Origin of the sequence: Cupriavidus phytohabitans (assembly GCF_000426345.1) — a bacterium.
Taxonomy (GTDB): domain Bacteria; phylum Pseudomonadota; class Gammaproteobacteria; order Burkholderiales; family Burkholderiaceae; genus Cupriavidus.
Genome location: NZ_AUFE01000011.1, coordinates 77,130 through 101,402 on the forward strand (window position 1 = coordinate 77,130; position 24,273 = coordinate 101,402).

The 24,273-nt window shown below is 67.0% G+C and carries 19 protein-coding genes; 11 read left to right on the top strand and 8 right to left on the bottom strand.

The genetic code is table 11. The features are described 5' to 3' along the window. Nucleotides 1–18: 18 nt before the first annotated feature. Entirely contained in the window at nt 19–1,044 is a 1,026-nt protein-coding gene (locus tag K309_RS0111005) for a D-2-hydroxyacid dehydrogenase family protein (RefSeq protein WP_029046459.1), read from the bottom strand. Between the two features lie 522 nt (nt 1,045–1,566). On the opposite strand from K309_RS0111005, the gene K309_RS0111010 reads away from it, so the two are divergent. Next, a complete protein-coding gene (locus K309_RS0111010; RefSeq protein ID WP_029046460.1) occupies nt 1,567–3,423 on the top strand; it encodes a phosphoenolpyruvate carboxykinase (GTP) in 1,857 nt (618 codons plus the stop codon). 123 nt (nt 3,424–3,546) lie between these two features. On the opposite strand, the gene K309_RS0111015 is transcribed toward K309_RS0111010, so the two are convergent. Together K309_RS0111015 and K309_RS0111020 are read right to left on the bottom strand one after the other, a co-directional pair. Continuing rightward, a complete protein-coding gene (locus K309_RS0111015) occupies nt 3,547–4,221 on the bottom strand; it encodes a response regulator (RefSeq protein WP_156914341.1) in 675 nt (224 codons plus the stop codon). After that, on the bottom strand, nt 4,218–5,636 hold the full coding sequence (locus tag K309_RS0111020; protein ID WP_029046462.1) for a cache domain-containing protein: 1,419 nt from the start codon (nt 5,634–5,636) through the stop codon (nt 4,218–4,220). Before K309_RS0111020 ends, K309_RS0111015 begins: the two co-directional genes overlap by 4 nt. Before the next feature lie 392 nt (nt 5,637–6,028). Here K309_RS0111020 and K309_RS0111025 point away from each other — a divergent pair, with 392 nt between their 5' ends. The 3 genes from K309_RS0111025 (at nt 6,029) to K309_RS0111035 (ending at nt 9,000) form a co-directional block, all read left to right on the top strand. Continuing rightward, nucleotides 6,029–8,101, top strand: a complete 2,073-nt coding sequence (locus tag K309_RS0111025) for a carbon starvation CstA family protein (protein ID WP_029046463.1) — start codon at nt 6,029–6,031, stop codon at nt 8,099–8,101. A gap of 26 nt (nt 8,102–8,127) precedes the next feature. After that, nucleotides 8,128–8,322, top strand: coding sequence for a YbdD/YjiX family protein (locus K309_RS0111030; RefSeq protein ID WP_029046464.1), 195 nt, complete (start codon nt 8,128–8,130; stop codon nt 8,320–8,322). 228 nt (nt 8,323–8,550) lie between these two features. Then, on the top strand, nt 8,551–9,000 hold the full coding sequence (locus K309_RS0111035; protein WP_029046465.1) for a hypothetical protein: 450 nt from the start codon (nt 8,551–8,553) through the stop codon (nt 8,998–9,000). A gap of 289 nt (nt 9,001–9,289) precedes the next feature. On the opposite strand, the gene K309_RS0111040 is transcribed toward K309_RS0111035, so the two are convergent. Beyond that, nucleotides 9,290–9,505 (bottom strand): hypothetical protein, encoded by a 216-nt coding sequence (locus tag K309_RS0111040; RefSeq protein ID WP_029046466.1) that lies wholly within the window; start codon nt 9,503–9,505, stop codon nt 9,290–9,292. A 201-nt stretch (nt 9,506–9,706) separates the two neighbouring features. On the opposite strand from K309_RS0111040, the gene K309_RS0111045 reads away from it, so the two are divergent. Continuing rightward, entirely contained in the window at nt 9,707–10,648 is a 942-nt protein-coding gene (locus K309_RS0111045) for a LysR family transcriptional regulator (protein ID WP_029046467.1), read from the top strand. A gap of 101 nt (nt 10,649–10,749) precedes the next feature. Here the strand turns inward: K309_RS0111045 and K309_RS0111050 are convergent, their stop codons facing one another. The 4 genes from K309_RS0111050 to K309_RS0111065 all read right to left on the bottom strand — a co-directional run bounded on the left by K309_RS0111050 (nt 10,750) and on the right by K309_RS0111065 (nt 16,447). Then, complete coding sequence (locus K309_RS0111050; RefSeq protein WP_029046468.1) at nt 10,750–13,458, bottom strand: DNA topoisomerase III; 2,709 nt, start codon at nt 13,456–13,458, stop codon at nt 10,750–10,752. A gap of 147 nt (nt 13,459–13,605) precedes the next feature. Continuing rightward, nucleotides 13,606–14,010, bottom strand: a complete 405-nt coding sequence (locus K309_RS0111055) for a thioredoxin family protein (RefSeq protein ID WP_029046469.1) — start codon at nt 14,008–14,010, stop codon at nt 13,606–13,608. 94 nt (nt 14,011–14,104) lie between these two features. After that, entirely contained in the window at nt 14,105–15,259 is a 1,155-nt protein-coding gene (gene dprA / locus K309_RS0111060) for a DNA-processing protein DprA (protein ID WP_051320416.1), read from the bottom strand. Nucleotides 15,260–15,277: 18 nt separating this feature from the next. After that, on the bottom strand, nt 15,278–16,447 hold the full coding sequence (locus tag K309_RS0111065; protein WP_029046471.1) for a LysM peptidoglycan-binding domain-containing protein: 1,170 nt from the start codon (nt 16,445–16,447) through the stop codon (nt 15,278–15,280). A gap of 161 nt (nt 16,448–16,608) precedes the next feature. Here K309_RS0111065 and def point away from each other — a divergent pair, with 161 nt between their 5' ends. From def to K309_RS0111095, 6 genes are all read left to right on the top strand, one after another. Continuing rightward, on the top strand, nt 16,609–17,115 hold the full coding sequence (gene def / locus K309_RS0111070; protein WP_029046472.1) for a peptide deformylase: 507 nt from the start codon (nt 16,609–16,611) through the stop codon (nt 17,113–17,115). 177 nt (nt 17,116–17,292) lie between these two features. Continuing rightward, nucleotides 17,293–18,306: a methionyl-tRNA formyltransferase gene (gene fmt, locus K309_RS0111075; protein ID WP_029046473.1), complete on the top strand. Its 1,014-nt coding sequence runs from the start codon at nt 17,293–17,295 to the stop codon at nt 18,304–18,306. A gap of 192 nt (nt 18,307–18,498) precedes the next feature. Next, nucleotides 18,499–19,359, top strand: coding sequence for a zinc metalloprotease HtpX (htpX, locus tag K309_RS0111080; protein WP_029046474.1), 861 nt, complete (start codon nt 18,499–18,501; stop codon nt 19,357–19,359). A 180-nt stretch (nt 19,360–19,539) separates the two neighbouring features. Beyond that, on the top strand, nt 19,540–20,955 hold the full coding sequence (gene rsmB, locus K309_RS0111085) for a 16S rRNA (cytosine(967)-C(5))-methyltransferase RsmB (protein WP_029046475.1): 1,416 nt from the start codon (nt 19,540–19,542) through the stop codon (nt 20,953–20,955). A gap of 9 nt (nt 20,956–20,964) precedes the next feature. Further along, a complete protein-coding gene (locus tag K309_RS0111090; RefSeq protein ID WP_029046476.1) occupies nt 20,965–21,831 on the top strand; it encodes a DUF4390 domain-containing protein in 867 nt (288 codons plus the stop codon). After that, on the top strand, nt 21,828–24,263 hold the full coding sequence (locus K309_RS0111095) for a sensor histidine kinase (protein ID WP_029046477.1): 2,436 nt from the start codon (nt 21,828–21,830) through the stop codon (nt 24,261–24,263). Before K309_RS0111090 ends, K309_RS0111095 begins: the two co-directional genes overlap by 4 nt. The last annotated feature ends 10 nt before the right edge of the window (nt 24,264–24,273 follow it).

Sequence of the window (24,273 nt, forward strand, 5' to 3'; positions counted from 1 at the left end):
GGGAGCCGACCGTGCGCCTCAGCGCGACAGCGCCGGCGTCAACGCCTTGGGATTGACGATGCAGTCGTGGTTGCCGCCCAGCACGTCCAGGATGTTCTGGAACGCCGTGCGGAAGTACAGTTCATAGCTGTCGCGCTCGACGTAGCCCAGGTGCGGCGTGCAGATGCAGTTTTCCATGCGCAGCAGCGCGTGCCCCTGCAGGATCGGCTCGGATTCGAACACGTCGACCGCCGCCATGCCCGGCCGGCCGCGGTTGAGCGCGGTGACCAGCGCGTTCTCTTCCAGCAGCTCGGCGCGGCTGGTATTGACGAACAGCGCGGTGGGCTTCATCCGCGTCAGGTCGGTCAGCTTGACGATGCCGCGGGTGTCGTCGTTCAGCCGCAGGTGCAGCGACAAGACGTCGCTGTCGGCAAAGAACTGGTCCTTGGAAGAGGCCACGTCCAGCCCGTCGGCGCGCGCCGCCTCCAGCGAGGCCTCGCGGCCCCACACCATCACCCGCATGCCGAAGGCCTTGCCATAGCCGGCCAGCAGCCGGCCGATCTTGCCGTAGCCCCAGATACCCAGCGTCTGGCCGCGCAGCACCTGGCCCAGCCCGAAGTTGGGCGGCATGGTGGTCGATTTCAGGCCCGATTGCTGCCACGCGCCGTGCTTGAGGCTGGCCACGTACTGCGGAATGCGCCGCTGCGCGGCCATGATCAGCGCCCAGGTCAGCTCAGCCGGGGCCACCGGCGAGCCGACGCCTTCCAGCACCGCCACGCCGCGGTCGGTGGCGGCATCCAGGTCGATATGGCCGCCCGGACCGGCGCCGACCTTGCCGGTCTGGCTGATCAGCTTCAGTTTGGGCAGTTTTTCCAGCAATTGCCGGGTGATACGGGTACGTTCGCGGATCAACACCACGGCTTCCACGTCCGACAGGCGCGCGGCCAGCTGGCCCACGCCCTTGACGGTGTTGTTGAACACCTTGACGTCGTGCCCCTCCAGCAGGCTGAAGCACGGCAGCTTGCGCACGGAGTCCTGGTAATCGTCGAGTACGGCAATCTTCATCGGCAACTCTGGTTTGTCTTCCGGCGCTTGTGCCGGTTGGTGCGCGCGGCAACCGAGCCGCGCGCCGGCCAACAGTATTGTGGATAACCCGGCGTCGGCGCCAGCATGCCGGGCCGCCGCGAGGTGAAACATCTCTTGCGAAACAATGGTGTCAATTGTTGCGCAGCAAAAAACAGGGGGGTGCGCCAGTGGTATCCTTGCCCGCTCCGGTGCCGCCGCGGATTGTCGGTCGAGCCTTTCTCCCGACACGCGGACGCCGCTGGACAAAGCCCGCCCGGCGCGCGCAGCTACCCCTGCGCGGGCGAAGCGCAACTTTAGCGCAGCCGCAGGGACCGCCGCGACCTTTTGCACAACACGGGCCGCCGCGGAGTTGTAACGGGATGTGACGATCGGGACATGACGACCTCCATGCCGCGATCCGCGATTCCGTCCACCGCGCGAGCAGCGGAAAAACCGCCCCCGCCGGCCAGGCTTTGCAAGGTTTCCTTCCCTTCCTTCCCTTTACAAACCTGGAGTTGCAGTATGAACCACCCCACGATGCAAGGCATGGCGCCAGTGAATGCTCCGGCCTGGGTCAAGCACCCCAAGCTGGTGGCCTGGGTCGCCGAAATCGCCGCGTTGACCAAGCCCGACAATATCTACTGGTGCGACGGTTCGCAGGAAGAATATGACCGCCTGTGCGAGCAGATGGTCGCCGCCGGCACGATGAAGCGGCTGAACCCGGCCAAGCGCAAGAACTCCTTCCTGGCGCTGTCGGACCCGTCGGACGTGGCCCGCGTCGAGGACCGCACCTTTATCTGCTCCGACAAGCAGGAAGATGCCGGCCCCACCAACAACTGGACCGCCCCGGCCGAGATGCGCCAGACGCTGAACGGCCTGTTCGACGGCTGCATGCGCGGCCGCACGCTCTACGTGGTGCCGTTCTCGATGGGCCCACTGGGCTCGCCGATCGCGCATATCGGCGTGGAACTGTCGGATTCGCCGTACGTGGTGGTCAACATGCGCATCATGACGCGCATGGGCCGTGCCGTGTATGACGTGCTGGGCAACGACGGCGAGTTCGTGCCGTGCGTGCACACCGTCGGCAAGCCGCTCGCCGCCGGCGAGAAGGACGTGCCGTGGCCGTGCAACCCGACCAAGTACATCGTCCATTTCCCGGAAACGCGCGAGATCTGGTCGTTCGGCTCCGGCTACGGCGGCAACGCGCTGCTGGGCAAGAAGTGCTTCGCGCTGCGTATCGCGTCGACCATGGGCCGCGACGAAGGCTGGCTGGCCGAGCACATGCTGATCCTGGGCGTGACCTCGCCCGAAGGCAAGCAGTACCACGTGGCCGCCGCGTTCCCGTCGGCCTGCGGCAAGACCAACTTCGCGATGCTGATCCCGCCCAAGACCTTTGAGGGCTGGAAGGTCACCACGATCGGCGACGACATCGCCTGGATCAAGCCGGGCAAGGATGGCCGCCTGTACGCGATCAACCCGGAAGCCGGCTATTTCGGCGTGGCCCCGGGCACCAGCGAAAAGACCAATTACAACGCGATGGCGACGCTGAAGGAAAACGTCATCTTCACCAACGTGGCGCTGACCGACGACGGCGACGTGTGGTGGGAAGGCATGACCAAGGAAGCGCCGGCGCACCTGGTGGACTGGCAGGGCAAGGACTGGACCCCTGAGATCGCCAAGGCCACCGGCGCCAAGGCCGCGCACCCGAACGCCCGCTTCACGGCACCGGCCTCTCAGTGCCCGTCGATCGACGAGAACTGGGACAACCCGGCGGGCGTACCCATTGATGCGTTCATCTTTGGCGGCCGCCGTTCGACCACGGTGCCGCTGGTGACCGAGGCGCGCAACTGGACCGAAGGCGTGTACATGGCTGCCACCATGGGTTCGGAAACCACTGCCGCGGCCGCGGGCCAGCAGGGTGTGGTGCGTCGTGACCCGTTTGCGATGCTGCCGTTCTGTGGCTACAACATGAGCGATTACTTTGGCCACTGGCTGGAGCTGGGCAAGAAGCTGGAGGCCTCGGGTGCCAGGCTGCCGAAGATCTACTGCGTGAACTGGTTCCGCAAGGATGCCGATGGCAACTTCGTGTGGCCGGGCTTTGGCGAGAACATGCGGGTGCTGTCGTGGATGATTGACCGCGTCGAAGGCAAGGGGCAGGGCGGCGAGCACGTGTTCGGCACGACGCCGCGGTATGAAGATCTGAACTGGAACGGCGTGGAGTTTTCGCCCGCGCAGTTCGAACAGGTGACCTCGATCGACCGCGATGCCTGGCAGGCGGAACTGGCGCTGCACGATGCGCTGTTCACACAGCTGAATCACCGTCTGCCGCAGGCGCTGGCGGAAACGCGCATGGCGCTGGGCAAGCGGCTGGAGGGCTAAGCCACTGCTGGTTTGCTCCCCTCTCCCCAGGAGGGGAGGGGGCAAACACCTTGCCAGGGCGAACTCGGGGGCTAGGGAGCACCCCAGAACCACTCTCCTTTTCGGTGTCTTGGGGGGGCCCCGTCACCCGGCCTCGCTATTCCCCAGCGTCTCCACCGCATACTTCACCAACCCCGCGCGCCCCTCGATCCCCAGCTTGCGCTTCAGGTTGAGCCGGTGCGTCTCCACCGTGCGCACCGATACCCCCAGCTGCACGGCAATCTCTTTGTTGGCCATCCCGCGCCCGATGCATCCCAGGATGTCGCGTTCACGCCGGGTCAGCGCATCCAGCGGCCCCGGGCTCTGCTCTGCCATGCCGCGCGCGATGCGGGCGCTGTAGAACACGCGCCCGGCCAGCACCGACTGGATCGCCGCCATCAGCTCATCTGCCGGCGCGTCCTTCAGCACATAACCCCGCGCCCCAGCTCGAACCGCCTGCCGCACATATTCCAGGTTGTCGTGCATCGACACGATCAACACCGCCAGTTCCGGATACCGGTCATGCAGCGCCGCCGCCAGCGCAATCCCTCCCATGCCGCGCATGCCGATATCGGTGATCACCAGATCAGGCATATCAACCTCACCGGCACGCCCGAGCCAGGCAAGCGCGGCCTCGCCATCGTCGGCTTCCCCCACGACCCGCAGCCCCGGCTGCAACGCCAGATGCATCCGCATCCCGTCGCGCACCAGGGCATGGTCGTCGATCAGCAAAACGCGCGCCGGCGCCTTGGCATGGTTGGGTTCAAACGAAATATTCATGACTGGGAAGGTCCGGCGGAAACAGGATCATGTGGAACGGCGGCAACGCGAGGCGCTGCCTTGGCCAGCGGCAAGGACGCCACCAGCTCCGTACCGCCGATGCCGGAAACAATGCTGAACTGCCCACACAGCGCAGCAATACGCTCGCCCAGATTGCGCAGCCCGATCCCGCGCTGCGGATCGACCTGCATGCGGGCCACATCGAAGCCGCTGCCGTCGTCGCGCACGGTCAGCCGCGTGGCATCGGCATCGAACGCAAGGGACACGCTGACGTTCCGGGCGTTCGCATGGCGTTCCACGTTGGTCAGCGCCTCCTGGGCGATTCGGAACAGCGCTGTGGCCTGTTCGTCGGGCAACTCGCGCGGGGTGCCTGATTGCATCACGGAAATCTGGAACCGGCTGCCGCCTTGCATCTCGCGCGCCAGGTGCTGGAGCGCGGCAAAGAGACCCAGGTCATCCAGCAGCGCCGGGCGCAGGTTGCGCGCCACGCGCCGCACCTCATTGAAGACGGTGTCAAGCCGGTTCAGCGCCATGCCCAGCACCGGCGCCACCGCGGCGCCTTCGGTCGGGGCCAGCCGCAGCCGGTTGGTGGCGGTCTCCAGCACCAGCTTGGCCGACACCAGCAGCTGGCTGATGCCATCGTGCAATTCACGCGACAGCCGCGCGCGCTCCTCTTCCTGCGACTGCACCACGCGCTGCGCCAGCTGGCGCAGCTTGGCATCGGCCTCGCGGTGCTCGCTGATATTGAGCGCCAGGCCGCTGGCGGCGACCAGCAGGATGCTGACCGCCGCGATCACGCCGATCCACGCCATGGTCTCGCGGATGTCGGTCTCGGCGCGCGCATCGAGCTGGCGCAGCGTGTGCTCGACGTCATCCAGGTAGATGCCGGTGCCGAGCATCCAGCCCCACTCCGGCACCGCCACCACGTAGCCAAGCTTGGGGGCAAGCTGCTGCGACGATGGCTTCTGCCACTGGTAGCGCACCGCGCCGCCGCCGTTCTTTGCTGCGGTGATCAGTTTCTGGATCGGCAGCGTGCCCTGCGTATCGCGCAGGGTCCACAGGTCCTTGCCGACCAGTTCGGGCTGGCGCGGGTGCATCAGGTTGCGGCCCTGCATGTCGTAAAGGAAGAAGTAGCCGTCGGGCCCGTAGTCGAGGCGGGCCAGTGCCTCCATCGCCGCCTGCCGCGTGGCGAGGTCGGCGCGGCCGGACCGCACCATCGGCGCGATCGCGCTCTGCGCCAGCTCTACGTAGTGGCGCAGCTCTGTCTCTTTGCTTTGCAGGTAGGCGGCTTCGACCAGCGCGCGCTCATGCTGCGCGAGCTGGGTCGCCTGGTTGCGCACGGCAAGCGCGATGCCCAGCATGGCCACCGCCAGGGGCGCCACCGCGAGCAACAGGATCTTCTGGCGGAGTTTCATACAGGACCGGGGGTAAACACCGATGCCGCACAGGCGGCATGCCACCGTCGATTTGCGTAGTACTACGCAGAAGTGCTGCGTAGTTACGCGCTTGTGCGGGGTTTGGCGGGTGTCAATACTACACGCCGGATGCGCAAGCCGCCCCAACAAGGCGCGCGCGTCCACGCAGCTGGTGCACCGGCCTACCCGGATGGTGCACCGCCTGCCTGCAATGCGAGATCCGGAAACGACACGAACCGGGCGAGCAGCAGCCAGATCCCAGGAGACACCCTCACCGCCGGATTGCCCCAGCTGCCCGCCCCGGCGCGCCCGCCGCCGACCCAGCCCGTTGCCAGTTGCCAGTCCTTCGCCGCCGCAGGCTTTCCAAATAACGGTCTGAGGAGACCTTCACTATGAATCGCATCGGAGAACACCTGGTGTGGCTGGCCGTCGCCGTGCTCGGCGCGTTCGCCTTCGGCACCGTCGCGCTGGCGCGCGGCGAAGCCGTCAGCGCGCTGTGGATCGTGGTTGCCGCGCTCTGCATCTACCTGATCGCCTATCGCTACTACAGCCGCTTTATCGCCGACAAGGTGATGCAGCTTGACCCGAAACGCATGACGCCGGCCTGGCGCCACAACGACGGCCTGGACTACGTGCCGACCAACAAGGCGGTGCTGTTCGGCCACCATTTTGCCGCGATCGCCGGCGCCGGCCCGCTGGTGGGCCCCGTGCTGGCCGCGCAGATGGGTTACATGCCGGGCATGCTGTGGCTGCTGGCCGGCGTGGTGTTCGCCGGCGCGGTGCAGGACTTCATGGTGCTGTTCATCTCCACGCGCCGCGACGGCCGCTCGCTGGGCGACCTCGTCAAGTCCGAAATGGGCACGGTGCCGGGCCTGATCGCGCTGTTCGGCTGCTTCATGATCATGATCATCATCCTGGCGGTGCTGGCGCTGATCGTGGTGAAGGCGCTGGCCGACTCGCCGTGGGGCACCTTTACCGTGGCGGTGACCATTCCCATCGCCATTTTCATGGGCATCTATACGCGCTACATCCGCCCGGGCCGCATCGGCGAAGTGTCGGTGATCGGCTTCGTGCTGCTGATGATGGCGATCATGGGCGGCCAGTACGTGCATGAAAGCGCGACGCTGGCGCCGCTGTTCACCTACGACGGCAAGGCGCTGACCTGGATGCTGATCATCTACGGCTTCATCGCCGCCGTGCTGCCGGTGTGGCTGCTGCTGGCCCCGCGCGACTACCTGTCGACCTTCCTGAAGATCGGCACCATCATCGCGCTGGCGGTGGGCATCGTGATCGTGGCGCCGGAACTGAAGATGCCGGCCTTCACGCAGTTCGCCGAAGGCGGCGGCCCGGTGTGGTCGGGCAACCTGTTCCCGTTCCTGTTCATCACCATCGCCTGCGGCGCGGTGTCGGGCTTCCATGCGCTGATCTCGTCGGGCACGACGCCCAAGCTGCTGGAGAACGAGACCCATGCGCGCTTTATCGGCTACGGCGCGATGCTGGCCGAGTCCTTCGTCGCCATCATGGCGCTGGTGGCCGCCGCGGTGATCGAGCCGGGCGTGTACTTCGCCATGAACAGCCCGGCTGCCGTGATCGGCACCACGCCGGAAGCGGTGGCGCAGGCGGTCTCGACGTGGGGCTTCGTGATCACCCCTGACGTGCTGGTGCAGACCGCCAAGGACGTCGGCGAGAACACCATCATCTCGCGCGCCGGCGGCGCGCCGACGCTGGCCGTGGGCATCGCGCACATCCTGCACCAGGTGGTTGGCGGCCAGGCCATGATGGCGTTCTGGTACCACTTCGCCATCCTGTTCGAGGCACTGTTCATCCTGACCGCCGTCGACGCGGGCACCCGTGCCGGCCGCTTCATGCTGCAGGACCTGCTGGGCAGCTTCATCCCGTCGATGCGCAAGACCGACTCGCTGCCGGCCAACCTGATCGCCACCGGGTTGTGCGTGGCGGCCTGGGGCTACTTCCTGTACCAGGGCGTGGTCGATCCGCTCGGCGGCATCAACACGCTGTGGCCGTTGTTCGGCATCTCCAACCAGATGCTGGCCGCGGTGGCGCTGGTACTGGGCACCTGCGTGCTGGTCAAGATGAAGCGCGGCCAGTACGCCTGGGTCACCCTGCTGCCGACCATCTGGCTGCTGATCTGCACGCTGACCGCCGGCTGGCAGAAGCTGTTCCACGCCGACCCGAAGGTCAGCTTCCTGACCCATGCCGCCAAGTTCAGCGCCGCCATTGCCGAAGGCAAGGTGCTGGCCCCGGCCAAGTCGATGGAGCAGATGCACCGTATCGTCTTTAACGATTACCTGGACGCCGGCCTGTGCGCCCTGTTCATGGTGGTGGTGCTGTCGATCGTGTTCTACGGCTTCAAGACCGCACTGCAGGCCCGCGCCGCGACCCGACCGACCGACAAGGAAACGCCGTTCGAGCCGCTGCCGGGCGCGGCGTCGGCCCAGTCCTGATCCCCTTACCTGACAAGGAGCCCGCCATGCTGGAACAACTGGGTACGATGGGGCGTTACCTCGGGCAGTCGCTGCGGCTGATGGTCGGATTGCCCGACTACCAGAACTATGTGGCCCATATGGAAACGGTCCACCCGGACCGCGCGCCGATGAGCTACGAAGAGTTCTTCCGCGAGCGTCAGGAAGCGCGGTACGGTGGCGGGCAAGGCAAATGCTGTTAGGGACGCAGTAAGGGACACCCGGACACCCGTCCCGGGTGTGCAGACAAAGCAGACAGGCGATCACATGATCGCCTGTCTTTTTGTTAGGTGTTGTATTTTCACTGCGCTTTTATTGCCCGGTTACGCCGTTTCTGCAGGGGCTTACAGGCCTTTACAGGTCGTTACAGCAAGGGTGGGGCTCCTTCTCTACACTTGCGACACATCATGGCAATTCAAAGGACAAGACATATGACTCGCCATTCCGTTCGCAATCTGACCATTGCCCTCGCCCTGGCGGCCAGTGCGCTGCCGGCCTTCGCGGGCGACATGAACAACGCCCTGGGCGGCGCGCTCGGCGGCGTCGCCGGTGCCGCAGTGGGCGGCGCGCTCGGCGGCAGCACCGGCGCAGTGATCGGTGGTGCGGTGGGTGGCGGCGCAGGTGGCGCCGTGACGTCCAACCGCCGCGAGCGCACGGGCGCCATCATCGGCGGCGCGCTGGGCGGTGGCGCAGGTACCGCGGCGGGCAACGCCATGGGCGGCCGTACCGGCGGCCTGATCGGCGCGGGCCTGGGCGGTGGTGCCGGCGCAGCGCTGGGCGGCAATATCTCGCGCAGCAACTCGTATGCCGATGACCATCGTCATTACAAGAGCCACTACAAGCGCAAGAAGCACAGGCATCACCATCATTACGACGACTGATCATCCGTGGTGAAGCAAAAGCGGGCCGCAAGGCCCGTTTTTTTTTGCGCCGGCTGGCATAATCGATTTCGGTACGGCACTCGACCTGCCGCTCGCCGAAACAAAGAAGCCCGCAGCCGGACGTGCCGGTTGCGGGCTTCTTCTCCAATAAAGTGGGAGAGGGCGTTTGACGCTCTCCCCAAGCTGGCTGGAGACCAGGCAAAACAGAAGGGGCCGCTCTGGGAGGAGCGGCCCCGGATCGCGCTTGCAGAAGCCTTGTTGCGGTAGCGGCCCCGGAGGGACGGGTCGCTTACAGCGGCGCGCGATCGGTACCGGTTTCGTACCGGGCGCCGTCGGTGAAGGCGTCGAACTTGCCGTTCCTGGCGCCGTTCGTGTAGACGTCGAACTTGGCCACCTTGGCGCCATCGGTGAACACGTCGAACTTGCCGTTCTTGGCAAAGGCCGGCGCGGCGAACAGGGCGGCGGCGATAGTGGCGACAGCGATCAGGGCGGAGCGGTTTTTCATGATTCAGGCTTTCTGTATAGCTTGGATGCCTCCGCCAGCACTTCGGCGAAAGAGGATTGCTGCAATGCGGCATCCGATGGCTAGATATTAGGCATTTCCCTCATATCAATAAATATCAGGATCCACAATGATTAGTTCTGATTCCAACAATAAAGCAGCCTGAACGCGTAAGGATTCAGCGCAGAAACGGGAGACTATGTCATGGACCGCCTGCAATCGATGCGTGTGTTTTCCAAGGTGGTGGAACTGGGAAGCTTCGCGCGTGCAGCGCAACAGCTGGAAATGTCCAACGCCGTGGTCACCCGCTATGTTGCCGACCTGGAAAGCCACCTGGGCACCCGGCTGCTGAACCGCACTACCCGCAGCCTGTCGCTGACCGACGCCGGCGAAACCTACCTGCAGCGCTGCCAGCAGATCCTCGAAGACGTGGAAGAGGCCGAAAGCGTGGTCGCCGCGCGCAGCCAGTCGCTGTCGGGCACGCTGCGGCTGGTGACGCCGGTGATGTTCGGCCTGCACCTGCTGCCGGCCCTGCTGGCGCGCTTCCAGCAGCAGTATCCCGAAGTGGTGTTCGACGTGCTGCTGTCGGACCGCAATGTCGATATCGTCGAAGAAGGGCGCGACGTGGCCGTGATGCTGTCAGACCTGGGCCTGGGTTCGCATCTGGTGGCGCGCCCGCTGATATCGGCCGAGGTGATCCTGTGCGCGTCGCCCGGTTATGTGGCCGCGCATGCACCGCTGCGCCATGCGCACGAGCTCAGCCACCACCGCTGCATCGCCATGCGGCTGCCCAATGCCGAGCACGAGTGGACGCTGCTGGGCCCGGAGGGCGAGGTGACAGTGCCGATCCGCCCGGGCCTGCTGTGCAGCAACGCCGAACTGGCGCACCAGGCGGCGCTGGCCAATATGGGCGTCGCCATGCTGTCTTCCTACCTCGCGCGGCCAAGTATCGAATCCGGCAAGCTGGTCCACGTGCTGCCGCAATACCAGTTGCCGCGGCGCGACGTCAGCGTGGTCTACCCGAGCCGGAAATTCCTGCCCACCAAGGTGCGCGCCTTTATCGATTTCCTGCTCGAGGAAGGGCAGGTCAAGGGCAAGGCGGAGGGCGTCGGGGCGCGGCATGCCGCGCATAGCGTAAGCCAGTAGCGACCGCCCAGGGGCTCGCAGGACCGAGCACCAGTCAGAAGGGGGCCCATTGCAGGCCCCCTTTGTCGTTGCGGGCGGTGCCGGCCAGCTTTTCGACCGACTTACTCGCCGGCCTCGACCGCGGTCTTCCGCGCGGCGCTCTTGGCAGGCGCCTTCTTGGCCGCGGTCTTGGTGGCGGTGGTCTTGGCAGCAGCAGCCTTCTTTGCAGTCGTCTTGGTGGCCGCGGTCTTGGCCGCCGGGGCTTTGGCCGCCGTCTTCTTGGCCGGAGCCGGCGCCGCTTCCACATCGTCGGCCTTGGCCACGTCGCGCGAAGCCGTCTTGGCCGCGGTCTTGGCGCCAGCCTTGGGCTCGCGCGCCTCGAACTCGAAGCCGATCTTGCCGTCCGCCTGCCTCACCAGGAAAGCCTTGAAGTTGCGGCCCGTGCGCGACGACTTGAAGCCGGTCAGCAGGTCGGTGCGGCCCTCGTTCAGCAGCTTGCCGACCTGCTCGCGGCTGATCTCCTGCTGCAGGATGATCTTGCCGGTGGTGAAGTCGCAGCTCCTGGGGCTGGCCACGCTGTTCTCGCAGACGTACTTCATGCCGTGCTCGAACACCGCGCCGCCGCACTTGGGGCAGTTGCCGACCGGCTCCTGGCCGCTGAAGTCGACCGGCTCGCCGTCGCCCTCGTCGTCGTTCTGGCCGAAGTCGAATTCCATCTTGAAATGGCCTTCGTCGTCCTTGCCCAGCTTGAGGATGGCGGCGAACGGGCGGCCCATCTTGCTGCGGAAGCCCTGCAGCGGACCGATTTCCTTCTTCAGCAGCAGCTCCTCGACCTCTTCGATCTCGAACTGGCGCCCGCCCGGGATCTTGCTGATCGAGAACTCGCACGCGGTACAGGCAAAGCGGCGGTAGTTTTCCTTGACCTGCCCGCCGCACTGTGGGCAGGGCGTGTCCAGCGTGGCGTAGTCGCCCGGGATGGTGTCGCTGTCGTATTCCTTGGCGCGCTTGACGATCTGCTGCGTCATCTGCGCGATCTCGAGCATGAACTCGTCGCGTTTCAGGCGCCCGCGCTCGATCTGCGAGAGCTTGTGCTCCCACTCGCCGGTCAGTTCGGCCTGCGTCAGTTCCTGCACGCCCAGGCCGCGCAACAGCGTCATCAGCTGGAACGCCTTGGCGGTCGGGATCAGTTCGCGGCCTTCACGCACCAGGTATTTCTCGGTCAGCAGGCCTTCGATGATGGCCGCGCGCGTGGCCGGGGTACCCAGGCCCTTGCCGGCCATGGCTTCGCGCAGCGCGTCGTCGTCCACCAGCTTGCCAGCGCCTTCCATGGCGGACAGCAGCGTGGCTTCGTTGTAGCGCGCGGGCGGCTTGGTGGTCAGGCCGACGCTCTCGACCTTGTCGGTCTTGACCTTCTCGTCCTTGGCCACCGGCACCAGGTTGGCGGCGTCCTTGTCGCCTTGCGCCTCGCGGCCATAGATCACCAGCCAGCCCGGGTTGACCAGCACCTTGCCCTCGGTCTTGAAGTGGTGGCCGGCAACTTCCGTGATGCGGGTTGTGACCTGGAACTCGGCTGCCGGGAAGAACACCGCCAGGAAGCGGCGCACCACCAGGTCATACAGCTTCTGCTCCGGCTCCGACAGGTTCTTGGGCGCCTGCAGCGTCGGGATGATAGCGAAGTGGTCGCTGATCTTGCTGTTGTCGAAGATCTTCTTGTTCGGCTTGACCCAGCCCTGCGACAGGATCTTCTTCGCGTGCGGCAGGTAGTTGGGCGAGCTGTCGGAGAGCATGGTCATGGTCTGCTTGACCGTTTCCATGTAGTCCTCAGGCAGCGCGCGCGCATCGGTACGCGGGTAGGTCAGGACCTTGTGCTTCTCATACAGCGCCTGCGCCAGGCCCAGCGTGTTCTTGGCCGAAAAGCCGAAGCGCGAGTTGGCCTCGCGCTGCAGCGTGGTCAGGTCGAACAGTGCCGGCGATTGCTGCGTCGACGGCTTGGATTCCTCGGTGACAGTGCCCGGCTTGTCGCGGCAGGCGGCAACAATGCTCTTGGCCTCGGCCTCGCTCCACAGGCGCGACTCGCGCGCCTCGGGATCGAATTCGCTCTTCTTGAACTTGGGATCGAACCAGCGGCCTTCGTACAGGCCCGCGGCAGCGATGAACTCGGCGCGCACTTCCCAGTAGTCGCGCGGGACGAAGTGCTTGATCTTCTCTTCGCGCTCGACCACGATCGACAGCGTCGGCGTCTGCACGCGGCCCACGGTGGTCAGGAAAAAGCCGCCGCCCTTGCTGTTGAAGGCGGTCATGGCGCGCGTGCCGTTGATGCCGACCAGCCAGTCGGCCTCGGAGCGGCAGCGCGCGGCGTCGGCCAGCGGCAGCATGTCCTCGTCCTCGCGCAGGCTGGCAAAGCCGTCGCGGATTGCCTGCGGCGTCATCGACTGCAGCCACAGGCGGCGGATCGGCTGCTTGGCCTTGGCCTGCTGCGCGATCAGGCGGAAGATCAGTTCCCCCTCGCGCCCCGCGTCGCAGGCGTTGATCAGCCCGGTCACGTCCTTGCGCTTGATCAGGCGGTTCAGCACCTTCAGGCGCGACTCGGTCTTGGCGATCGGCCGCAGGTCAAAATGCGGCGGGATCACCGGCAGGTTGGCAAAACTCCATTTGCCGCGCTTGACCTCGTATTCGTCCGGGGCGGCAATCTCGACCAGGTGGCCGACTGCCGAAGACAGCACGTAGTCGTCGCTCTCGAAATACTCGTCGTGCTTGGTAAACCCCCCGAGGGCACGGGCGATATCCGCCGCGACCGACGGCTTTTCCGCGATGATGAGGGCTTTTGACATGGGAAAGGGTCCTTGCGAGCCGCTTCCGGCAACCCGCTATTGCACTGCAAACGTAGTAATCAGAACGCCGGGAGGCTTTGAGGCGCCAATAATAAGCGCGGTTTCAACGGCGGTGCAAGCAAGCCCCGTCGTCATCGCCAGCGCCGCCTAGGCGGCGTCTCGACCCCCGGCAAGTAACCAGTCCAGCACCTGCGGCACATCTTCGGCGCTTGCCGGCATCGCGCCACCGCGCGTCAGCATGCGTTCCAGCACCTCGACATGTGGCAGCAGCGTGCCATAAAACTGCGGCGCGCCGCCCGACGCCGGCTGTACCAGCAGCGTCGGGAAGTTCTCGATGTCGATATCGCCGAGCGCGTCGGCATGGGTCTCGATATCGATCCAGACGAAACAGTCCTGCGGATGGCGTCCCGCCAGCGCCGTCAGCGCCTTCAGGTAGTCCCGGCAGGTGCCACACCACTGCGCGCACAGGCATGCCACCAGGCGGCCCTGTGGCCGCGCGGCCAGGCACTCGGCAATGGCTGCGGCGTCACGCTCGGGAAAATAAACGGTCATGGCATCGGAATCATGAGGCGCCCGCGGCATGCGGACGCCGGCGATTGTATCGGTATCGGGGGCCATGCCCCCTTGCTGCGGCAACACGCCTGGTTCAGTCCAGGCGCCGGAACAGGTTTCCCGGTAGACGTTCGGCCACGCCGGCCAGTTCCAGCTCGAGCAGGCGCGCCGCGACTGTCTCCGGAGGCTGGCCGCTGCGCTCGCACAGCGCGTCCAGCGTAACCGGATCGTAGCCGAGTGCCGGCAACAGGGTATCAGCCGGTTCTGAAAGCCGGACCTTGCCGGCGACATCGTGGTCCGGGGCCGCGGCGGCCTGGGACGGGGCGGGAACGCCAAGTTCGTCGAGCACGTCCTCTACCGATTCCACCAGCTTCGCCCCCTGGCCGATCAGCAGGTGGCAGCCCCGCGACAGCGGTGCATGGATCGAGCCCGGGATCGCGAACACCTCGCGTCCGAGCTCCGCCGCCAGCCGCGCCGTGATCAGCGAACCCGAGCGCGCTGCCGCCTCGACCACCAGCACGCCGCGCGCAAGCGCTGCGATGATGCGGTTGCGGCGCGGGAAATTGGCCGCCAGCCCGCGCATGCCGAGGGGAAACTCGGTGACGATGGCGCCACGCTGCGCCACTTCACGTGCCAATGACAGGTTCTCCGCGGGATAGACGCGGTCTGCCCCGGTGCCGGTCACCGCCACGGTGCCGCCGCGGCCGCGCAGGCCGCCCGCGTGGGCCGCCGCGTCGATACCCAGCGCCAGGCCCGACACCACCGTCAGTCCCGACTCGGACAAGGCACGACCAAACGTGAGCGCGTCGCGCGTGCCCTGGGCCGTGGCCGAGCGCGCGCCGACGATGGCCACTGCGGGGCGGGCCAGCATGGCGGGGTCACCCTGGATATATAGCAGCGGTGGCGGATCGGCCAGGTCGAACAGGCGCCGGGGATAAGCGTCATCAGCGAGCGTGACGAGATGGTTGCCTGGCGTGTCGAGCCATCGCAGCGTTCTTTCGGCCAACGCCGACACCGCGGCGCCGGGGGCAGCCAGCACGGCGCGCGCCAGCCTGGCCGGCACCACCGACGACAGCGCCGCCACGCTCTGCGCGAGCACCTGCTGTGGCAGCCCGAACGCCGCCAACAGGCGCCGCGCGGCCACCGGGCCGACGCCGGGTGCGTTGGCCAGCCGCAGCCAGGCGAGCACGTCTACGGGCTCTCGCGTGGTGTCCTGCCGGATCACGCCGGCCAGGGGCAATGCCTTCACGCCATCCCCAAGGCCGGTTCAGCGCGGTGAGGTGGCGCGGTCGCCGACCGCGATCACGTTGGAGGCATCCGTCACTAGCGCGTACGACACGCCGGGGAACACGCGGAAGACAAAGGCGAGCCCGTAGCGCTCGTCCGGCAGGCGGATGCTGCGGTTGTGATCGGTCCGGTCGTGCACGGTCTCTCCGGCGCGCGACAGCGCCAGTACTTGCCCGGGCTCGAGCCCGGCCTTGCTGCCGACGTTGAGCACAATCACCTGCTTGGCGCCGCCGAATTCGACGCCGCCATAGACCTTGGCAACGCGGCCGTCGACCTCGGCATCGGGCGCGCGCGGCACGTAGCGCACCGCTTCGCGCGCCGGCTGCGGCATCAGCAGCGTGCCCACGCCCATCTCTTGCTGGGCCTGCGTGACCTGCAGCGTGGAAACCGCGTCGGGACCCTGCGCGCCGCGCGCCAGGCGGGCGTTGCCTTCGTATTCGGCCTCATAGCCCAGCACGGCGTTGGTGACCGGATCGTGCACCGGCGTGACGGGCCGATAGGCCTGCCAGTCGCTGCCGGCCGGCGCATCGGCGGCAATGCCGCGCGCGTAGGCGCTGTCGTCGCGGCCCAGGTAAACCCGCGATTCGGGCACGGCGACGATCCGTGCCGACGTTGCGAGCGTGCCTTCATCGACCACCAGCGGGCGGATCAGGAACGGCTCGATATCGCTGGCGGAAATGCTGAGGATGGCGGCGCCGTCCGCGTCGCCACCGCGCATGCGAGGCGACAGCTGCACGGTGCCGTTGCCGGCGGGGGTGGTGGACAGCCAGGCGCGGCCGTCGCGCTGGATCAGGTACAGGATCTGGCCGGGGTAAATCAGGTGCGGGTTGCGGATCTGCTGCTGGTTCATGCCCCACAGCTCTGGCCAGCGCCATGGCTGACGCAGGTATCGGCCCGAAATGCCCCATAGCGTATCGCCGTTGCGCACGGTGTACTGCGAGGGCGCATTGGGGGCGAGATCGGCAATCGGGATACCCTGGCGAGCAGTGCGCTGGGCCTCGGCCTGCTGCGCCGCCGTGACCGTCAGGTCAGCGGCCCGGACGGACAGGCTTGCCGCGGCAGTGATGCCGGCGGCACTCAGCAATGCAAGGGTGAACGCGTGCAGCCTGCGGCCCGACGCCGCCTGGTGTTCTTTGGTAAGATCGCGCATTTTCCTGAACCGGCCGGTGGTTCGGCCGGATTGACCCTGGAGAGCGTGCCTGCTTCGGCGCGCCTTGATTTTTTGTACTGGCGCCCCGATTCTGCATGTAAAGTCCCGACGCCGCAACGCGGCCGGGCCGCTCGCTCGAGCGGGCGTTGCGCCCTAGCATCATGGCAAAACTCGACATCCTGACCTACCCCGATCCCCGCCTGCACACCGTCGCGAAACCCGTCGCGGCCGTGGACGACCGCATCCGCCAGCTGGTGAAGGACATGGCCGAGACCATGTACGAAGCACCGGGCATTGGCCTGGCCGCGACGCAGGTGAACGTCCATGAGCAGGTGGTGGTGATCGACATTTCCGAAACGCGCGACCAGCTCCAGGTCTTTATCAATCCGGAAATCGTCTGGGCCAGCGACAAGCGCAAGGTATGGGAAGAGGGCTGCCTGTCGGTGCCCGAGATCTATGACCGCGTCGAGCGCCCCGACCGCGTGCGCGTGCGCGCGCTCAACGAGAAGGGCGAGACCTTCGAGCTGGACGCCGACGACTTGCTGGCCGTATGTATCCAGCACGAGATCGACCACCTGCGCGGCAAGGTCTTCGTCGAGTACCTGTCGCCGCTCAAGCTGAACCGCATCAAGAGCAAGCTGCAGAAGCGCGAACGCACGCGCATGTAAGCCGGCGCGGCGTCCGCGCGAAGATGTAACAGCACGGCGGAATCCGCCGCCCGCGCTCGACACGCGCGCGGGGTCTGTTATCTTTATGACTTCCGAAGAACAATCGTACCGGCCGCGATAGCGGCCGGTTGCGCTTTCAGCCCGCGCTTTCAGCCAGTATTCACCTCGGAACCTGCCATGTCCCAAGCCAAGCCCCTGCGTGTCGCCTTTGCCGGCACGCCCGAGTTCGCGCGCGTCGCGCTTGAAGCCATCCACGCCGCCGGCTTTCCCGTGGTGGCCGTGCTGACGCAGCCGGACCGGCCCGCGGGCCGCGGCATGCAGCTGCAGGCGAGTCCGGTCAAGCAGTACGCCGTGGCCAACGGGCTCGGCCCGGTGCTGCAGCCGCGTTCGCTGCGCCGGCAAGGCAAGTATCCGGAAGAGGCCGCGGCGGCCGTGGACACGCTGGCAGAACTCGCCCCCGACGTAATGGTGGTGGCCGCCTACGGCCTGATCCTGCCGGCCGAGGTGCTGGAGCTGCCGCGCCTGGGCTGCCTCAATATTCACGGCTCGCTGCTGCCGCGCTGGCGCGGCGCGGCGCCGATCCACCGCGCCATCGAGGCCGGCGATGCCGAGACCGGCATCACGCTGATGCAGATGGACGAAGGCCTGGACACCGGCGATATGCTCACGCGCGAGGCCGTGCCGATCGGTGCCGACGACACCACCGGCACGCTGCACGACAAGCTGGCCGCGCTGGGCGCGCGCATGACCGTCGCCGCGCTGCAGGAACTGGCCGCGGGCCGCGCGCTGCCGGCGACGAAGCAGCCCGAGGCCGGCGTCACCTACGCCGAGAAGATCGCCAAGGACGAGGCACCGCTGGACCTGCGCCGTCCGGCCACGGCGCTGGCCAGCCAGGTGCGCGCCTTCAACCCGTTCCCCGGCGCCACCGTGCAGGTCGGCGATACCGTCATCAAGTGCTGGCAGGCGCTCCCGCTGGCCGCGGCCAGCAACCTGCCGCATCCGCCTGGCACGGTGCTGGCGGCCGATGCCGGCGGCATCATCATCGCCTGCGGCGACGGCAGCGCCCTGCAGGTTACCGAACTGCAGAAGCCAGGCGGGCGGCGCCAGCCGGCGCAGCAGTTCTTGCAGGCCATGCCGCTGCCGCCGGGCACGCGCTGCGCGGTCCCCGGTAATGGGGCAGCGCAGGCATAATCGTTCAAACCAGCTCAAACCAGCACGGCAAACACTTCGTGTGCGTCATGCGCCATGGTGCGGCGACTGGGTAGCATCCTCCGCAAGCAGTTGAATTTTCTGGTGTTGGCCCCTATCTAACGGTCATCGCGACGGCATGTTTTGCAAAGTCTTGCAGCGGCCGGCGCGGTCCACTACATGGAGATCACCGCAATGTTCAACTGGGTCAAGACCTTCATGCTGATGGCGGCCATCACGGCGCTGTTCATCGTCATCGGCGGCATGATCGGCGGACGCAGCGGCATGATGATGGCGCTGCTGCTCGCGCTCGGCATGAACTTCTTTTCCTACTGGTTCTCGGACAAGATGGTCCTGCGCATGTACAACGCGCAGGAAGTCGACGCCAGTACCGCGCCGCAGTTCTATGGCATGGTGCAGGAGCTGGCGCAGCGCGCCAACCTGCCGATGCCGCGCGTCTACCTGATCAATGAAGACGCGCCGAACGCCTTCGCTACCGGCCGCAACCCGGATCACGCCGCGGTGGCGGCGACCACCGGCATCCTGCGCGTGCTGTCCGAGCGCGAGCTGCGCGGCGTGATGGCGCATGAGCTGGCGCACGTGCGCCATCGCGACATCCTGACCTCGACCATCGCCGCGACCATGGCCGGTGCCATTTCCGCGCTGGCCAACATGGCGATGTTCTTCGGCGGCCGCGACGAGAACGGCAACCGCAGCAATCCCATCGCCAGCATCGCGGTGGCGATCCTGGCGCCGCTGGCGGCCTCGCTGATCCAGATGGCGATCTCGCGCGCGCGCGAGTTTGAAGCCGACCGCGGCGGCGCCGAGATCAGCGGCGACCCGCAGGCGCTGGCCAGCGCACTGGACAAGATCCACCGCTATGCGCAGGGCATCCCGTTCCAGGCGGCCGAGGAACACCCGGCCACCGCGCAGATGATGATCATGAACCCGCTCTCTGGCGGCGGCATCGCCAACCTGTTCTCGACCCACCCGGCGACCGAGGAACGCATCTCGCGCCTGATGCAGATGGCGCAGACGGGGACCTATCCCGCCTGACCGGGCGAAAGTTGGCGGCGCGTCCGGGGAGCCGCTGCGGCGGCAATTCCGGAGCGCTGCCCCCACACAAGGTAAACTGCCCGCTGGTTTAAGCATGGACCAGCGGGCATTTTTCTTGCCCTCGCCCGGCTGCCCACCGATTCACGACTTATTTGCCGCCTCATCCGCTGCCTGACCGATATGCGCCTGCCTCCCGATTCGCTTGCCTTCCAGATGCTTGGCGCCGCCGCCGCGGTACGCGCCGTCAGCGAAGGCACAGCCTTGCCACAGGCGATCGAGGACGCCGCCGCGCTGCTGCGCCTGGACCGCGTGCGCGATGCCGCCACGCGTGGCGCGCTGCAGGACATCGCTTACCGCACCATGCGCCAGTTCGGCACCGCGCGCGCGCTGGTGACCAGGCTGGTCACGCGCCCGCCCGGCGCGCAGGTGGACTCGCTGCTGGCGGTGGCGCTGGCGCTGCTGGTCGAGCAGGCGCCGGGCCAGCGGCAGGACAAGGACAGCCAGGACGCGGCATCGGGCGCGCCCGGCCGCACCGGCTACAGCACCTTCACCGTGGTCGACCAGGCGGTCAGCGCAGCCGCCTCGGAACCCAAGACCGCGCATGCGCGCGGCCTCGTCAACGCGGTGCTGCGCCGTTTCCTGCGCGAGCGCAAGGCGCTGCTGGCCGAGGTCAGCCGCGACGAACAGGCGCGCTGGAACCTGCCGCCGTGGTGGCTGCGCATGCTGCGCGAGGCGTACCCGGAGCAGTGGACCGATCTCGCCGCGAGCGTCAACGTGCGCCCGCCGATGACGCTGCGCGTCAATACCGCGCGTGTCAGCGTGAAGCAATACCAGACCGACCTGGCCAATGCCGGCCTGGCCGGCACCGTGGTCGGCCCGCAGGCCGTGCGCCTGGTGCGCGCGGTGCCGGTGACGCAATTGCCGGGCTTCACCGAAGGCTTGGTGTCGGTGCAGGACGCCGGCGCGCAACTGGCCGCGCCGCTGCTCGAGGTGGCCGACGGCATGCGCGTGCTCGATGCCTGCGCCGCGCCCGGCGGCAAGACCGGCCACCTGCTGGAGCTTGCCGACATCGACGTGACCGCGGTGGAAAGCGATCCGCAGCGCGCCACGCGCATCAATGAGAACCTCGCGCGCCTCGGCAAGCAGGCCCGCATCGTGGTGGGCGATGCCAGCCGGCCCGCCGACTGGTGGGACGGCCAGCCCTTCGACCGCATCCTGGCCGACGTGCCGTGCTCGGCCTCGGGCATCGTGCGGCGCCATCCCGATATCCGCTGGCTGCGCCGTGAAACCGATATCGCCAAGCTGGTCACCGAGCAGCGCCGCATCGTGTCGCAGCTGTGGCCGCTGCTCAAGCCGGGCGGCATCCTGGTCTACGTCACGTGTTCTATTTTCCCAACGGAAGGCGAGGAGCAGGCGCGCTGGTTTGGTGCACAACTGGCAGATGCGATACGATTGCAGGCGCCGGGGCAACTGCTGCCCGGCACCCGTACGACAACGCCTCCGGCCGGCGAACAAGGTGAAAAGGACCCCGGCCACGCCAGCCTGCCATCGGATCACGATGGCTTCTTCTACGCCCGCTTCCAGAAACGCGCCTGATCTGATCCGATGCTGAGCACGCCGCGCCCGTCAGACTGCCGCGTTACCGTGGATTTCGCCACGGGAATGACGCAACTGCGGACGCACCTTCTGGCGCGCATGCGCGTGGTGCTGATGCTCGCGCTGCTGCTGTGGCTGCCGCCTGCCGCCAATGCACAGGTGATCGAGGCCACCGAGGCCCGCATCGAATACCAGGATGGCGGCTTCGAACTGGCCGCGAGCTTCGAGTTCGACCTGCCGCCTGCGCTGGAAGACGCCCTGCACAAGGGCATCTCGCTCTATTTCGCGGTCGACTTCGAGCTGACGCGGCCGCGCTGGTACTGGTTCGATGACAAGCCCGTCAACACCAGCCGCAGCGTGCGTTTGTCCTACCAGCCGCTGACCCGGCAATACCGTATTTCCACCGGCGGCTTGCAGCTGCCGTTCTCGCGGCTGAAGAGCGCGCTGCAGTTTATCCAGCGGGTACGCGGCTGGCGCGTGTTCGAGCGCAACGCGATCAAGCCCGGCGAGAGCTATCACGCGCAAGTGCGCATGCGACTGGACCTGTCGCAACTGCCCAAGCCGTTCCAGATCAATGCGGTCAATACACGCGACTGGAACCTGGCTTCGGACTGGCGGCGCTTTGTCTACACCGTGCCGACTGACTTGAACGCGGTGCCAACGCCGGTGCCGGTGCCCGCGGTTCCGGCGCCGCCGCCGCCGGCCTCGCCGCCGCTGCCCGCTCCACCTGCGGTGCCGGCAGTGCCTGCGTCCGCGCCGGGCGCACCTGCCGCCGCAATGGACCCGCGCAACACCGTGTTCGTGCAGGCGGCGTCGACCGCGCTGTCGCCCGCACTGCTGGCGCAGCCGGCGCTGTCCGCCTCAAGCCAGCCATGAACACTTCGCTGTGGGACAGCCGCTTCCGGCGCGTGCTGTATCGCGTCGTGGCGGGCATCATCGTTTTCCTGGCACTGGTGCTGGTCGGCCTGCTCGCCGGGGCGTCGGCCAATACCGAATTCTTCGATCGCTATTTCACGCTGCTGTTCAAGGTGAACCTGGTGATCGGCGCGCTGCTGGTGCTGATCATCGGCGCACTCGCGGTGACGCTGTGGCTGCGCTACCGCCGCGGCAAGTTCGGCACGCGGCTGATGACCAAGCTTGCGGTGTTCTTCGGCGTGGTGGGCGTGCTGCCGGGCGTGCTGATCTACCTGGTGTCGCTGCAGTTCGTCTCGCGCAGCATCGAGTCGTGGTTCGACGTGCGCGTGGAGACGGCGCTCGAAGCCGGCCTCAACCTGGGCCGCTCCACCATCGACAGCGCGCTGGCCGACCTGCAGGGCAAGGCGCGGCTGATGGCGGAGCAGCTGGCCGGTTCGTCGGGCGTGTCCACCTCGCTGCAGCTGAGCCGGCTGCGCGAGCAGTACGGCGTGCAGGAGGCGGCGATCTTCACCGGCAGCGGCCGCGTGCTGGCAACCGCATCGAGCAACTACGCTGCGCTGGTGCCAGACCTGCCCTCGGGCGTGCTAGCCGAGCAGGCGCGGCTGGCGAGCGGCTACGCCGCGGTCGAAGGCGGCACCGATCCGACGCCGGACGGCCAGAGCGCCGAGCGCGTCGACAGCAGCCATCTGTACCGGCTGCGCGTGATCATCCCGCTGGGCCCGGCGCCGACCACCGCGCAGGAACAGATGGCCGCGAGCGTGCCGCGCGCGGCACCGCGCCCGCGCTGGGCCGGGTCAGGCCTGTCGGTGGAACGCCGTCCCGAGGAATCGCCGTCGAGCGGCTTCGGCCTGGTCGGCGAAACCGTGCGCGAGGAGCGCTACCTGCAGGTGCTGCACCCGGTGCCGGCCGTGCTCGCGCGCAATGCCGATGAAGTCCAGCGCGCCTACCAGGAGTACCAGGAGAAGGCGCTGGGCCGCACCGGCCTGCGCAAGATGTATATCGGCACGCTGACGCTGACGCTGTTCCTCGCGGTCTTTATCGCGGTGATGCTGGCCCTGCTGCTCGGCGGCCAGCTGGCGCGGCCGCTGCTGATGCTGCTGCAGGGGACCAAGGAAGTGGCCGAGGGCGACCTGTCGCCCAAGCGCGAACTGAAGAGCCGCGATGAGCTTGGCATGCTGACGCAGCAGTTCAACCAGATGACGCGGCAGCTGGCCGAGGCGCGCCTGGCCGTGGAAGAAAACCGCGCGGCGCTGGAGCAGTCAAAGGCCTACCTCGAAAGCGTGCTGCAGAACCTGACTGCGGGCGTGCTGGTATTCGACAGGCGCTTCGTGCTGATCACCGCCAACCCCGGCGCCGAGCGCATCTTCCGCCAGCCGTTCGGCGCCGTGCTGGGACTGCCGGTAGAACAGATCCCGGGGATGGGACCGTTCGGCGAGATCGTGCGCCAGGCGTTCTCGGACCAGAACACCAGCGAGGTGCTGGGCGGCGCCGAGCATTGGCAGAAGCAGATCGAGCTGCCGCAGGGCCACGGCGGCATGGACGAACAGCCGCTGACGCTGCTGGTGCGCGGTGCGCGGCTGCCCGGCGGCGAGCGTGACGAACCCGGCTACGTCATCGTCTTCGACGATATTTCCGATGTGATTTCCGCTCAACGCTCGGTAGCCTGGGGCGAAGTGGCCCGGCGCCTCGCTCACGAGATCAAGAACCCGCTGACGCCGATCCAGCTGTCGGCCGAGCGGCTGCAGATGAAGCTCTCGCCCAAGCTCGAAGGCACCGATGTCGACGTGCTCAAGCGCGGCGCTGCCACCATCGTCAGCCAGGTGGCGGCGATGAAGCGCATGGTCGACGATTTCCGCGACTATGCGCGCACGCCGCCCGCGGTGCTGCACCCGCTGCAGCTCAACAGCCTGGTGTCAGATGTGCTGCATCTGTACGGCATCGACGATCCCGCGTTGCACGAGCATCCGGTGATCCATCCGGCGCTGGGCACTGCGCTGCCCGAGATCAAGGGCGATCCTACGCAACTGCGGCAGGTCATCCACAACCTGCTCCAGAACGCGCAGGATGCGGCCGCCGAGAACGTCGCGGCAGGTAGGGCGGCGCCCCATATCACTCTGAACACCGAGACTGTAGAATACAAAGATTCTGCCGGCGAAAACCGGCAGGCCGTCAAGCTCACCATTGCAGACAATGGTCCCGGCTTTGCACCACGGATCCTGAGCCGTGCGTTCGAGCCCTACGTGACCACCAAAGCCAAGGGCACGGGTCTCGGGCTTGCGATGGTAAAGAAGATCATTGACGAACACGGCGCGCGCATCGAGCTGCGCAATCGCATGGAAGGTGCGGAGGTCGTCGGTGCACAGATCTCGATCCTGTTCGTTAAACTGGCATAGTCAACTTTTG